Source organism: Sphingomonas abaci (genome assembly GCF_014199625.1).
GTDB lineage: Bacteria > Pseudomonadota > Alphaproteobacteria > Sphingomonadales > Sphingomonadaceae > Sphingomonas > Sphingomonas abaci.
Genome location: NZ_JACHNY010000001.1, coordinates 822,656 through 835,740, shown reverse-complemented (window position 1 = coordinate 835,740; position 13,085 = coordinate 822,656). Strand labels below are relative to the sequence as shown.

Genomic DNA, 13,085 nt, shown 5'->3' with positions numbered 1-13,085 from the left:
TTCGCTCGCCTATCAATCCGTCGCGCCGGATAGCGCATGGGAGATCATAGCGCGAGCATGTCGCAGGCCAGCCGTATTCTTCTCAGCCTCGTCGCCGGGCTGCTGCTCGGCATCGGCCTCGCCGCGTGGCGGCCGGACCAGGCGGTGGCGCTGACCGCCGTCACCCAGCCGCTCGGCACCGCCTGGCTGCACGCCCTCCAGATGGTGATCGTGCCGCTGATCGTCGGCCTGCTCGTGACCGGCGTCGCCGCGGCAGCGGAGGCCGCGCGGGCGGGACGGATCGCCGCGCGCGCGATCCTGATCTTCATCGCCATCCTGTGGGCGGACACGCTGTTGTCGGCGCTGGTCATGCCGGCGCTGCTGCGGCTGTGGCCCTTGCCGCCGGGCTGGGGCGAGTCGCTGCGCGCCGCCCTCGCCGGGGCGGCGCCCGTCGGCGAGGTGCCGACGCTGGCCCGCTTCTTCGACACGCTGGTGCCGACCAACGCGGTCGCCGCCGCCGCCGCGGACGCGTTCCTGCCGCTCACCGTCTTCACGCTCGCCTTCGCCTTCGCCGTGGCGCGGCTGCCCGAGGCGCAGCGGACCCGGCTGGTCGAGCTGTTCCAGGCGATCGTGGACGCGATGCTGGTCATCATCACCTGGGTGCTGATGCTGGCGCCGATCGGCGTCTTCGCGCTGGCGTACGGGGTCGGCGCGCGGACCGGGGCGGCGGCGTTCGGCGCGCTGGCGCATTACATCGCCTCGGTCTCCGCGATCGGCCTCCTGGTGCTGGTCGCCGCCTATCCGCTCGCCTGGATCGCCGGCGGGATCGCGCCTGGCCGCTTCGCGCGTGCGGTCGCGCCGGCCCAGGCGGTGGCGCTGTCGACGCAAAGCTCGCTCGCCAGCCTGCCAGAGATGCTGCGCGCCAGCCAGGCGCTGGGCGCGCCGGCCGCCACCGCCGGCATCGTCCTGCCGATCGCGGTCGCGATCTTCCGCGCCACCAGCCCGGCGATGAACCTGGCGGTGGCGCTCTATGTCGCGCATCTGGTCGGCGCGTCGATCGGGCCGGGCGCGCTCGCCGCCGGGGTGGCGACGGCGGCGATCACCACCATGGGCTCGGTCAGCCTGCCCGGCACGGTCAGCTTCATCGCCTCGGTCGCGCCGGTCGCGCTGGCGATGGGCGTGCCGATCGAGGCGCTGGGCCTCTTCGTCGCGGTGGAGACGATCCCCGACCTGTTCCGCACGGTCGGCAACGTCACCATGGACGTCGCCGTCACCCGCATCGTCGCGCGCTGGGGCGGCGCGCCCGAGCCGGTCAGCCCGGACGCCGCATCCTGAACAACGCGGCCTCGTTCGTCTCGAAATAATCGGCGGGGCCGCCGCCCCGGCTGATCGGGCGGGCCCGCGCGGTCTGGTAGATCCCGTCCTCCAGCAATCCGCCGGCGATATGGATGCCGACCGCCTCGCCGATCACGAGCCACTGGTCGAGCGCGCGGCCCTCCTTGGTCTCCAGCCGAACGATCTGGCTGACCCGGCATTCGAAGCTGACCGGGCTGGCGGCGACGCGCGGGGTGGCGACGACGCGCGACGGCGCCTTGGCCAGGCCGGCACGGTCGAACTCGTCGACCTTGTCAGGCGTCGCGGTGGCGTTCATCGCCTCGGCCAGGTCGCGGGTGGCCAGGTTCCAGACGAACTCGCCCGACGCGTCCGCATTGGCGACCGAATCCTTCCACCCCATCGACGAAAAGCCGAGCAGCGGCGGGCTGTAGTTGAGCAGGTTGAAGAAGCTGTACGGCGCCAGGTTGGCGCGTCCGTCCGCCGCCAGCGTGGAGATCCAGCCGATCGGGCGCGGCGCGACGATCGCGTTCAGCGGATCATGCGGCAGGCCATGGCCCTTGGCCGGTTCGTAGAAATGCCATTCGTTCATGTCCGCTTCCCTGCTACAGATCAGCCATGGATGCACGTTTCCGATCCGGGGCCGGCGAAACGCCGCCGCCCGGCACCCCGATCCACCGCCATAGGCTGGCGACGCGGCTGTGGCATTGGGTGAATGCGGTCGCGGTCATCATCCTGCTGGGATCGGGGTTGGGCATCTCCAACGCGCACCCCCGTCTCTATTGGGGGCGGTACGGCGCGAATTTCGATCCGGCCTGGCTGCAACTGCCGCGCTTCCCCGCGTGGATCACCATCCCGGCGAGCTACAACCTGGCGATCTCGCGGCGCTGGCACTTGTTCTTCGCGCTGGTGCTGGGTTTCGGCCTGCTCGCGCATCTGCTCTGGAGCCTCGCCAACCGCCATATCCAGCGCGACCTGCGTGTCCGCCGGTCGGACGTGACGCCCGCGCATCTCTGGGCGGACCTGCGCGCGCACTGGAACTTCCGCTTCCACGATCCGGAGCGGCCGCGTGCGTACAACGCCTTCCAGAAGCTGTCCTATGTCGCGATCCTGTTCGTCGCGCTGCCGCTGGCGATCCTGACCGGGCTGGCGCTGTCGCCGGCGATGGACGCCGCCTGGCCATGGTTGCTCGACCTGTTCGGCGGGCGGCAATCGGCCCGCTCGATCCATTTCCTCGCCGCGACCGGCATCGCGCTGTTCACCATCGTCCATCTGGCGTTGGTGATCCTGGCGGGGCCGGTCAACGAGGTCCGGTCGATGCTGACCGGCTGGTGGAGGGTGCCCGAATGATCGCGCGGCGCACCCTGATCACCGGGGGGATCACCGGGGGCGCGGGACTGCTGCTCGCCGGCTGCGACCGGGTGGTGCAGATTCCCGCGGCCCGCAAAATTCTGTTCGCGGGCGAGGACATGCAGCGCGGGCTGCAACGCGCGCTGATGGACCGGGGGGCGCTCGCGCCCGAGTACCGGCCCGATCAGCGGTCGCCGATCTTCCGCGCCAACGGCACCTATGACCCCGGCACGGCAGCGTATAAAGCGCTTGCCGCCGGCGGCTTCGCCGACTGGCGGCTGGCGGTCGGCGGGCTGGTCGAACGGCCGCTCCGGCTTTCGCTCGCCGACCTGCGCGCGCTGCCCAATCGGAGCCAGATCACCCGCCACGACTGCGTCGAGGGGTGGAGCGCGATCGGGCAATGGACCGGGCCGATGCTGGGCAATGTGCTGAAGGCGGCCGGGCTGCGCCGGGCGGCGCGCTACATCGTCTTCACCTGCGCCGACCTCTATGGCGGCGCGCCCTATTACGAGTCGATCGACCTCGTCGACGCCTTCCATCCGCAGACGATCCTCGCCTGGGCGATGAACGGTCGGCCGCTGGACGTGCCGCACGGCGCGCCCTGCCGCCTGCGGGTCGAACGGCAACTGGGCTACAAGCATGCCAAATACCTGATGCGGATCGATGCCGTCGCCACTCTTTCTGGGATCGGCCGCGGCAAGGGCGGCTATTGGGAGGACAATGTCGATTACGACTGGTATGCCGGCATCTGACGATCGTTGCCGCCGCAACTTACGCTATGGTAACCGGTCCCATGAAGGCGTAGCAGGGCCGCCATGGCGCTGATCGATCGTTTTCTCGCTGCCCAGATCACCCATGGGCAACTCTCCGTCACCTATGCCGATGGCACGACCAAGCGCTTCGGCACGCCCGATCCCCGGTTCCGTGACGTCGCGATCCGCTTCACCGATGGCGCCACGCCGGGGCGGATCGTCCGCCACCCGTCGCTGGGCGCGGCGGAGGCGTTCATGGACGGGCGGCTGGTGATCGACCGGGGCGACATCCGCGACCTGGTCAACCTGCTGAAGGGCAACAATCCCTGGGAAGCGGGCGGGGTGGAGAAGCCGGCGCTGCCGATCCGGCTGGCGGGGCAGGTGATCCATCGCGTCGACCGGATCAACATGCAGCGCCGCTCCAAGCGCAACGTCGCGCATCATTACGATCTGTCGGACCGGCTCTACGACCTCTTCCTCGATGCCGACCGGCAATATAGCTGCGCCTATTTCACCGACCCGGGCAACAGCCTGGAGCGCGCGCAGGCCGACAAGAAGGCGCACATCGCCGCCAAGCTGCTGCTGCGTCCCGGCATGAAGGTGCTCGACATCGGCTGCGGCTGGGGCGGCATGGCGCTGTTCCTGCACCGTACGACGGGTGCGGAGGTGCTGGGCGTCACCCTGTCGGAGGAACAGCTGAAGGTCGCGCGTCGCCGCGCCGCGGAGGCGGGCGTCGCCGACAAGGTGCGCTTTGAGCTGATCGATTACCGGGACGTCACCGGACAGTTCGACCGGATCGTGTCGGTCGGCATGTTCGAGCATGTCGGCCCGCCGCATTACGGCCAGTTCTTCCGCAAATGCCGCGACCTGCTGACCGAGGACGGCGTCATGCTGCTCCACACGATCGGGCGGATGGGCGGGCCGGGGGTCACCGATACCTTCACCACCAAATACATCTTTCCCGGCGGCTACAATCCCGCCTTGTCGGAGATCGTGCGCGGCTATGAGGGGACGCGGCTGTTTCCTACCGATGTCGAGGTGCTGCGCGTCCATTACGCGATGACGATCGACCATTGGTACGACCGCACCGTCGCCGCGCGCGACCAGATCGTCGCGCTTTACGACGAGCGTTTCTACAATATGTGGACCTTCTACCTCGCCGGCGCGGCGGCGGCGTTCCGCACGGGCGGCATGTGCAACTACCAGATCCAGTTGTCCAAGAGCCGGCTGACCGTGCCGCTGACCCGCGACTATATCGAAGCCGACGAACGCCGCCTGCGCGGGGCGTGAGGGCAGGCTCCGTGCGCCGGTGTCGCCGGCGCACGGCGGGCAGGCCTACCGCCCCGACTTCGCCGCGCCGGCCGCGGCCGCGCGTTCCTCGGGGCTGATCTTGCCGTCGCCGTCGCGGTCGTAGCGGCGGAAGGTCGCCGCCAGCAGCGCCTGCGCTTCCTTCTGGGTCACCTTGCCGTCCTTGTTGACGTCGGCGCGGTCGAACCACAGATCGGCCAGCCGCTTGGCATGGACGGGATCGATCCGGCCGCGACCCGCGGCCATGTTGGTGATGCGCGCCTGCACCTCGTCGCGGGTCAGCGCTCCGTCCTTGTTGGTGTCGGTGGCGGCGAATTCCTTGGCGAACTTGGCGGCGGCGGACTGGGCCGTATCCTGCGCGGCGGCGGCCGAGAAGGCGGCGCCGGCCATGAGGGGCAGCAGCGCGGCGCCAAGACGCAGAGGGGCGAAACGCATGAAGGTCTCCTGATGGGAATCTGCGCGCGCCTTGCCGAAAATCGGCTGCACCGAGGCTGAACATGGGCGCCGGGTGTTGCGGAGCGGGCGAGCAGCGCATATCGGCGCGCGCATGACCGACTCCACCCGCCCCGCCGTCAACAAGGTCGTCCTCGCCTATTCGGGCGGACTGGACACCAGCGTCATCCTCAAATGGCTCCAGCAGGAGTATCAGTGCGAGGTGGTGACCTTCACCGCCGACCTGGGCCAGGGCGAGGAGCTGGAGCCGGCCCGCGCCAAGGCCGAGCTGATGGGCGTCAAGCCCGAGCATATCTTCATCGACGACCTGCGCGAAGAATTCGTGAAGGACTATGTCTTCCCGATGATGCGCGCCAACGCGCTCTACGAGGGGCTGTATCTGCTCGGCACCTCGATCGCGCGTCCGCTGATCGCCAAGCGCCAGATCGAGATCGCCAAAATGGTCGGCGCCGACGCGGTGTCGCACGGCGCGACCGGCAAGGGCAACGACCAGGTCCGCTTCGAGCTGGGCTATTACGCGCTTGCGCCCGACATCCGCGTAATCGCGCCGTGGCGCGAATGGGACCTGACCAGCCGCAGCCGCCTGATCGAATTCGCCGAATCGCACCAGATTCCGGTGTCGAAGGACAAGCGCGGCGAAGCACCCTTCTCGACCGACGCGAACCTGCTGCACACCTCGTCCGAGGGCAAGGTGCTGGAGGACCCGTGGGACGAGGTGCCCGATTACGTCTATTCGCGCACCGTCAATCCCGAGGACGCGCCCGACCAGCCGGAGACGATCACGATCGATTTCGAGCGTGGCGACGGCGTCGCGCTGAACGGCGTGGCGATGAGCCCGGCGACGCTGCTGGCGGCGCTCAACGATCTCGGCCGCAAGCACGGCATCGGCCGGCTCGACCTGGTCGAGAACCGCTTCGTCGGCATGAAGAGCCGCGGCATGTACGAGACGCCGGGCGGCACCATCTATGCGCTGGCGCATCGCGGCATCGAACAGATCACGCTCGATCGCGGCGCCGCGCATCTGAAGGACGAGCTGGCCCCACGCTATGCCGAGCTGGTCTATAACGGCTTCTGGTTCTCGCCGGAGCGCGAGATGCTGCAGGCCGCGGTCAACTACAGCCAGGAGAAGGTGACCGGCACCGTCCGGCTGAAGCTGTACAAGGGCAGCTGCAACGTCACCGGTCGCAAGTCGCCGCATTCGCTCTATTCGGAGAAGGTCGTGACCTTCGAGGACGATCAGGGTGCGTACGACCAGCGCGACGCCGCCGGCTTCATCAAGCTCAACGCGCTGCGGCTGCGCCTGCTCGGCCGCCGCGACCGCTGATCGGGACGGGACGGGACGGGGCCGTTCGCGCCGTCCCAACCCCCTGAAAATTCAGGCCCGCCGCCCTATCTCCTGAGCATGGACATGCGACAGGCAATCGGCGGGCGGGTGCGGGACCTGGTGGGCAGCGGCGAGATCGACCTCACCCGCCCGCCCGGCGACGACGGGTTGTTCGGCCCGGGCTCGGTCACCTGGGCCGTGCATGGCGACTTCACCAGCATGATGATCGGCGGCGTCGCGTCGCTGCTGGTCCAGATGCTCCACCCCGCCGCGCTCGCCGGCGTGTGGGACCATAGCGACTACCGCCACGACACGCTCGGCCGGCTGCGCCGCACCGCGCAGTTCATCTCCGTCACCACCTATGGCGCGACCGCGGCGGCCGAGACGATGATCGCACGCGTCCGCCGCATCCACGACCGCGTCGCCGGCACGCTGCCCGACGGGCGGCCCTATGCCGCCAATGATCCCGAACTGCTGCTCTGGGTCCATGCGGTCGAGGTCGACAGTTTCCTGCGCGCCTGCCGCCGCTATCGCGAGCCCGACATGCCGGTGGCGCGGCAGGATGCCTATGTCCGCGAGATGGCGGTGATCGCCGAGCGGCTCGGCGCGCGCGACGTGCCGACCAGCCGCGCCGCGCTCACCGCCTATCTGGATGCGATGCGGCCGGCGCTGCGGGTCGACCACCGCACCCGCCAGGTCGCGCGCCACCTCGTCCAGCAACCCAGTCCCAGTCGGCTGAACGCACCCATTAACCATGTCATGATGCAGGCCGGGATCGATCTGCTGCCCGACTGGGCCGCAGGATTGCATGGCTTTGTCAGACCAGAGATTGGCAAACCTGTGTTGCGCCTGGGCGCTTTGGGGGTAGGCCGGTTAATGCAATGGGCGCTCCACTAACGGCGGTTGCCGTCTATATTGTTGCAATATAGCTCCATTTCTTGTTCTATCTCCCGACATACAGGGGGACATCGGACCGATCATGGCCTCGCAGGAAGCGCCATCGCCCGACCGCATCCCGGCCGGCGGCGGCGGGGGGATGCATCATGCCTTGCGGCTGCGCCATGCCGATCGCCTGTTCGAGGGGCTGGCGGAGGGAATGCTGGTGGCGCAGCTGGTCCGCGACGCAGACGGGCGCGCGGTCGACTGGCTGATCCTGGACGTCAACGCCGCCTTCGCCAGCCTCGACCCGCGCGGGCCGGGTGCGATGATCGGCCGCACCATTCGCGCCATCATTCCGGGGTTCGAGACGGCGCTGATCGACGAGACGGCGGAGATGGTGGCGCAGCGTACCTCCACCACCTTCACCTGCCATGTCGCCACGCTGGGCCGCGATTTCGAGGGGCGGGCGCTGCATCTGGAGGACGACAGCTTCGCGGTGCTGCTGCTCGACGTGACCGAGCGGATCCGTGAACTCCGCCAGCAGGAGGCGCTGCTGCTGCTGGGTGACCAGCTCCGCGAGCAGGATGACGCCGCGCAGATGACGCGCACCGCCGCGCGGATCGTTGGCGAGACGCTGGACGTGGTGCGCGCCGGCTTCGGGCATATCGATCCGCTGGAGGGAACGCTCGACATCCAGGCAGACTGGACGGTGCCGGGCGTTCCCAGCATCGCCGGGCGGCACCGCTATGCCGATTTCGGCGACCTGCCGGAGCATCTCGCCCGGTCGGAACCGCTGGTGGTCGAGGATGTGCGCCGCGACCCGCGCATGGCCGCCCGGGCCGAAGCGTCGCTGGCCATCGATGTCCAGGCGCTGGTCAACATGCCCGTGCGCGGCGAGCATGGCGGCGCAGTGGCGGCGGTGTTCGTCCACGACCGCCGCGCGCGCCGCTGGAGCGACAGCGAGCTGGCCTTCCTGCGCAAGGTCGCCGACCGGGTGGAGGCGGGCGTGGCGCGCGCACAGGCGGAGGCGCAGCAGCGCGTGCTCAACCTGGAATTGTCGCACCGGCTGAAGAACACGCTGACCATGGTGCAGGCGGTCGCGACCCAGACGCTGCGCCGCGCCACCGACCGGCCGGCGGTGGAGGCGTTCGAGCGGCGGCTGGGCGCGCTCGCCACGGCGCACGATGTGCTGCTGGGCCGCAACTGGGCGAGCGCCGACCTGGCCACCGTGACGCACGACGTGCTGGCGGTGCTGGCGGCGCCGGGCCGGTGCCGGATCGAGGGGCCGCCGGTCGCGCTGGGACCGCGCGCGGCGCTGTCGACCTCGCTGCTGGTGCATGAACTTGGCACCAATGCGGTGAAATATGGCGCGTTGTCGACCGAACAGGGCGTTCTGGTCGTCAGCTGGCGGATCGACTCGACCGGCGCCGGCGACCAATTGGTGTTCGAATGGCGGGAGGATGGGGGACCGCCCGCCGCGCCGCCGACCCGTCTGGGCTTCGGCTCCCGCCTCATCGAGCGCGGGCTGATCGGCGGCGGCGGAGTGGAGAGTCGTTACCTGGCGACCGGCTTCGCCACGACGATGCGCGCGCTGCTCGCCGACCTGCGGTTATAGGACGCCGCTCAGCTCTCCCCGCCGTAGCGTGTCTCCAGATAGCGGCCACGCGTCTGCAGGCTGTCGAGATCGTCCTGCGCCAGCCGGCTGGACATCGCGGCGATCTCGCGCTCGATTACCGACAGGCCATCGACCAGCGCCCCGTCGGGCGTGCGGCCGTTGCGCTCGACCCGGCGCAGCGGCTCGGGCACGCGACCGTAATCGGTGACGAAGGCGGGCAGTTGCTCGCCCACCAGCCGGCGGATCTCGCCGGCCAGTTCGCCCTCGGGCTCGACCCGGCCGAGCTGCGGCGACAGCGTGTCGAGCCGGTCGCCGATCCGGTCGAGCAGATGCTGCGCCGGCGCGGGCAGGGCGGGGCGCTGTGCGTCCAGCCAGCGGCCGGTCTGCGCCGGCAGCGCCTTGAGGTCGACGGTGCGCAATTTGTCGGGCGGCGGCGCGACGGCGTTCTCCGGCGGCCACACCGCGAACAGGACGGTCGCCGCGACCAGCAACAGCATCACGAACAGCGCGCCCATGATCCCCAGCGGCATCACCATGCCGACGACGAGCGCCGCCAGCAGGATCGCCGCATCAGCGACCACGATCCGCTTCAGCCGGCGGCCGAGCGGCTGGTTGCGGCGCACCGGCCGGCGGACCGGCGCGCCGCCCTCGGCCGCGCTGATCCGCGACCAGGAGGCGCGCGCCGCCGCGATCGCATCGTCGACCTCGCTCATGCCGTCCGCCTCACAGCGACTCGAGGCGGAACGCGTCGCCGGGTCCGCGGAGTTGGCCCTGCGTCGCGCCTTCGGCCCGCGCGATATAGCCGCGCGACTTCTCCACCTCGTTCCCGAGCGTGTTGACCGTGGTCTTCATCGAATCGAGCGCCTTCAGCTTGAAGCTGTCGATCGCGTCCATCGTGTCGTAGATGTTCTGGAAGGCGCGTTGCAGCGTCTCCAGCGGGATGGTCGCGCTCGAGGCTTGTTCGTGGATGCGCGCGGTGTTTTCCTTCAGCAGCTTGCCGGTCGAATCGATGATGTTCGCCGTGGTGGTGTTGAGCTGGGTGATCTGTTCCAGCACCAGCCGCTGGTTGGTCATCGCCTGCGCCACGGTGACCGCGGTGCGCAGCGCCGCGACCGTGGTGGTGGAGGCGCGGTCGACGCCCTTCACCAGCTCGACATTGTTCTTCTTGACCAGGTCGAGCGCCAGATAGCCCTGCACCGTCACCGCCATCTGGGTCAGCAGGTCCTGGGTGCGCTGGCGGGTGTAGAACAGCGCCGTCTCGCGGATCGCCTTGGCCTTGGCGGGATCGCTGTGGTCCAGCTCGTTCGCCTTGTCCTCCAGCTTCTGGTCCATGCTGCGCGACAGATGGATCATCTGCTCCAGCCGGCCCATCGCCGCCCACAGATTGGCGCGTTCGGTGTCGATTGCGGCATTGTCCATCAACAGCTCGTCCTTGCCGGACGCCAGGCTCTTCAGGATCGCGCTGATATGCGATTGAGACGAGCGATAGCCGTCGAAATAGTCGCGCATCTTGTTGCCGAACGGGATCACGCCGAACAGCTTGCGGGGGCCGGACAGCGCGCCTTTCCGGCCCGGGTCCAGTTCCTCGACGATGCGGCGCAGTTCGGTCAGGTCCTTGCCGACGCCGGTGTCGCGGTCCATCGCCTTGACCGGCCGGTCGAGGAAGCGGTTCGAATGGTTCGCCGCCTCACGGATCTCCTTGGCGCCCATCGCGGTGATCGCGTCGACGCGCTTGCCGAATTCGGGGCTGTTGACGTCCTGCGCGACGAGATCGGCGATGAAGCCGTCGACGCGCTGGTCGAGCTGCGACTTCTTGCCCTCCTCGACCGGCACCAGCCCGGCGGCCTGCTCCGCCGCGACGGTCGGCACGGGATCGGGCGGGGTCAGCACCAGCCCGGCCGCGCCCTTTTCGCTGGTGATCGTGTCCGCCGTGGTCGCCATCCTGTTCCTCCAACTGCGGTATCCGCCTGCACCCTAGACTAGTGCGCCGCCGCCGTAACTCAACTGTATTGTATGTATAAGACGGTGGGTGTCCTGACAAGGAATCCGACGGTGGCAAGGTTGCCCGGCGAGCAGATTAGGACGGACCCTTCCCGCGACGCACCATTTAGGCTATGGCGCGCGCCAACTTCGCTCCAGACATCCAGGATTCCCCATGAGCCTCCGCAACGTGGCGATCATCGCGCACGTCGACCACGGCAAAACGACCCTCGTCGACCAGCTTTTCCGCCAGTCGGGCACCTTCCGCGACAACCAGCGCGTCGAAGAGCGCGCGATGGACTCCAACGACCTCGAAAAGGAACGCGGGATCACCATCCTGGCGAAGCCGACCTCGGTCGAGTGGACGCCGCCCGGCGCGACCGAGGGTGTGCGCATCAACATCGTCGACACGCCCGGCCACGCCGATTTCGGCGGCGAGGTGGAGCGCATCCTGTCGATGGTCGACGGCGTCGTCCTCTTGGTCGATTCGTCGGAAGGCGCGATGCCGCAGACGAAGTTCGTCACCGGCAAGGCGCTGGCGCTGGGCCTGAAGCCGATCGTCGTCGTCAACAAGGTCGATCGCGCCGACGCCCGCATCCAGGAGGTGCTGGACGAGGTGTTCGACCTGTTCGTCTCGCTCGACGCGAATGACGAGCAGCTCGACTTCCCCGTGCTCTACGCCTCGGGCCGCAACGGCTATGCCTCGACCGACATGGACGCGCGCGAAGGCACGCTGATCCCGATGTTCGAGACGATCGTGCGTCACGTGCCCGAGCCGAAGGTCGATGTCGATGCGCCCTTCACCTTCCTGGTGACGCTGCTCGACCGCGACAACTTCCTTGGCCGCATCCTGACCGGCCGCGTCACCTCGGGCACGGTCAAGCTCAACCAGCCGATCCACGCGCTCGACATGGCCGGCAACGTCATCGAGACCGGCCGCGCGTCGAAGATCATGGCGTTCCGCGGCCTGGACCGCGTGCCGGTCGAGGAGGCCAAGGCGGGCGACATCATCAGCCTGGCGGGCCTGACCGTCGCGACCGTGGCGAACACCATCGCCGACATCGCGGTCAGCGAGCCGATCCAGGCGCAGCCGATCGATCCGCCGACGCTGTCGATGCGCTTCGCCGTCAACGACTCGCCGATGGCGGGCCGCGAGGGCTCGAAGGTGACGAGCCGCATGATCCGCGACCGCCTGCTGCGCGAAGCCGAGTCGAACGTCGCCATCAAGGTGACCGAGAGCGACGACCGCGACAGCTTCGAGGTCGCCGGCCGCGGCGAACTCCAGCTCGGCGTGCTGATCGAGACGATGCGCCGCGAGGGCTTCGAGCTGGGCATCAGCCGCCCGCGCGTGCTGTTCGGCGAGGACGAGGACGGCAAGAAGACCGAGCCGTACGAGACCGTCGTGATCGACGTGGACGATGAATTCTCGGGCACGGTCGTCGACAAGATGAACCAGCGCAAGGCCGAGATGACCGACATGCGTCCGTCCGGCGGCGGCAAGACGCGCATCACCTTCTCCGCCCCGTCGCGCGGCCTGATCGGCTATCATGGCGAGTTCCTGTCCGACACGCGCGGCACCGGCATCATGAACCGGCTGTTCGAGAAGTACGGGCCGCACAAGGGCGCGATCGAAGGCCGCAAGAACGGCGTGCTGATCTCCAACGGCGCGGGCGAGGCGCAATCCTATGCGCTGGGTCCCCTCGAGGAGCGCGGCATCCTGTTCGTCGGCCATGGCGAGGCGCTCTATGAAGGCATGATCATCGGCGAGAACGCTAAGACGGATGACCTGGAGGTCAATCCGATGAAGGCGAAGCAGCTGACCAACTTCCGCGCGAGCGGAGGCAAGGACGACGCGATCCGCCTGACCCCGCCGAAGAAGATGACGCTGGAGCAGGCGATCGCGTACATCGACGACGACGAGATGGTCGAGGTCACGCCCAAGTCGATCCGGCTGCGCAAGCGCCACCTGGACCCGCACGAGCGCAAGCGCGCCGCGCGCAGCAAGGCGGCGTAAAGCTTTCGGGCTTGGGATGAGGAAGGGGTCGGGCGGCAACGTCCGGCCCTTTTTCGTTGCCGACGGGGCAGCAGCCGAGGCACTGACGGGTCGGCCATC

Annotated in this window: 12 protein-coding genes; 8 read left to right on the top strand and 4 right to left on the bottom strand. The window is 68.8% G+C overall.

The features are described 5' to 3' along the window. Window positions 1-57: 57 nt before the first annotated feature. Complete coding sequence (locus GGQ96_RS03710; RefSeq protein WP_184112216.1) at window positions 58-1,314, top strand: dicarboxylate/amino acid:cation symporter; 1,257 nt, start codon at window positions 58-60, stop codon at window positions 1,312-1,314. Here GGQ96_RS03710 and GGQ96_RS03705 read toward each other — a convergent pair. After that, complete coding sequence (locus GGQ96_RS03705; protein ID WP_184111606.1) at window positions 1,292-1,903, bottom strand: flavin reductase family protein; 612 nt, start codon at window positions 1,901-1,903, stop codon at window positions 1,292-1,294. The genes GGQ96_RS03710 and GGQ96_RS03705 overlap by 23 nt on opposite strands. A gap of 26 nt (window positions 1,904-1,929) precedes the next feature. On the opposite strand from GGQ96_RS03705, the gene GGQ96_RS03700 reads away from it, so the two are divergent. From GGQ96_RS03700 to GGQ96_RS03690, 3 genes are all read left to right on the top strand, one after another. Beyond that, window positions 1,930-2,661, top strand: coding sequence for a cytochrome b/b6 domain-containing protein (locus GGQ96_RS03700; protein WP_184111604.1), 732 nt, complete (start codon window positions 1,930-1,932; stop codon window positions 2,659-2,661). Then, on the top strand, window positions 2,658-3,413 hold the full coding sequence (locus tag GGQ96_RS03695) for a molybdopterin-dependent oxidoreductase (RefSeq protein ID WP_184111602.1): 756 nt from the start codon (window positions 2,658-2,660) through the stop codon (window positions 3,411-3,413). Before GGQ96_RS03700 ends, GGQ96_RS03695 begins: the two co-directional genes overlap by 4 nt. A 63-nt stretch (window positions 3,414-3,476) precedes the next feature. Next, window positions 3,477-4,703, top strand: a complete 1,227-nt coding sequence (locus GGQ96_RS03690) for an SAM-dependent methyltransferase (RefSeq protein WP_184111600.1) — start codon at window positions 3,477-3,479, stop codon at window positions 4,701-4,703. A gap of 45 nt (window positions 4,704-4,748) precedes the next feature. Here the strand turns inward: GGQ96_RS03690 and GGQ96_RS03685 are convergent, their stop codons facing one another. Beyond that, the gene (locus GGQ96_RS03685; RefSeq protein WP_184111598.1) at window positions 4,749-5,156 is read right to left on the bottom strand and encodes an EF-hand domain-containing protein; all 408 of its coding nucleotides are present in this window, start codon (window positions 5,154-5,156) and stop codon (window positions 4,749-4,751) included. Between the two features lie 112 nt (window positions 5,157-5,268). Between GGQ96_RS03685 and GGQ96_RS03680 the strand changes: the two genes are divergently transcribed. The 3 genes from GGQ96_RS03680 to GGQ96_RS03670 all read left to right on the top strand — a co-directional run bounded on the left by GGQ96_RS03680 (window position 5,269) and on the right by GGQ96_RS03670 (window position 8,992). Beyond that, the gene (locus tag GGQ96_RS03680; RefSeq protein ID WP_184111597.1) at window positions 5,269-6,498 is read left to right on the top strand and encodes an argininosuccinate synthase; all 1,230 of its coding nucleotides are present in this window, start codon (window positions 5,269-5,271) and stop codon (window positions 6,496-6,498) included. A gap of 84 nt (window positions 6,499-6,582) precedes the next feature. Next, window positions 6,583-7,395 carry an oxygenase MpaB family protein gene (locus GGQ96_RS03675; RefSeq protein WP_343058907.1) on the top strand — a complete coding sequence of 271 codons (813 nt, stop codon included), beginning with the start codon at window positions 6,583-6,585 and terminating at the stop codon, window positions 7,393-7,395. An 82-nt stretch (window positions 7,396-7,477) separates the two neighbouring features. Then, window positions 7,478-8,992, top strand: a complete 1,515-nt coding sequence (locus tag GGQ96_RS03670; RefSeq protein WP_184111595.1) for a sensor histidine kinase — start codon at window positions 7,478-7,480, stop codon at window positions 8,990-8,992. An 8-nt stretch (window positions 8,993-9,000) separates the two neighbouring features. On the opposite strand, the gene GGQ96_RS03665 is transcribed toward GGQ96_RS03670, so the two are convergent. Beyond that, a complete protein-coding gene (locus GGQ96_RS03665) occupies window positions 9,001-9,705 on the bottom strand; it encodes a hypothetical protein (RefSeq protein ID WP_184111590.1) in 705 nt (234 codons plus the stop codon). Between the two features lie 10 nt (window positions 9,706-9,715). Next, window positions 9,716-10,933 carry a toxic anion resistance protein gene (locus GGQ96_RS03660; RefSeq protein WP_184111588.1) on the bottom strand — a complete coding sequence of 406 codons (1,218 nt, stop codon included), beginning with the start codon at window positions 10,931-10,933 and terminating at the stop codon, window positions 9,716-9,718. A gap of 214 nt (window positions 10,934-11,147) precedes the next feature. Here GGQ96_RS03660 and typA point away from each other — a divergent pair, with 214 nt between their 5' ends. After that, window positions 11,148-12,986, top strand: coding sequence for a translational GTPase TypA (gene typA / locus GGQ96_RS03655; protein ID WP_184111586.1), 1,839 nt, complete (start codon window positions 11,148-11,150; stop codon window positions 12,984-12,986). Window positions 12,987-13,085 lie beyond the last annotated feature (99 nt).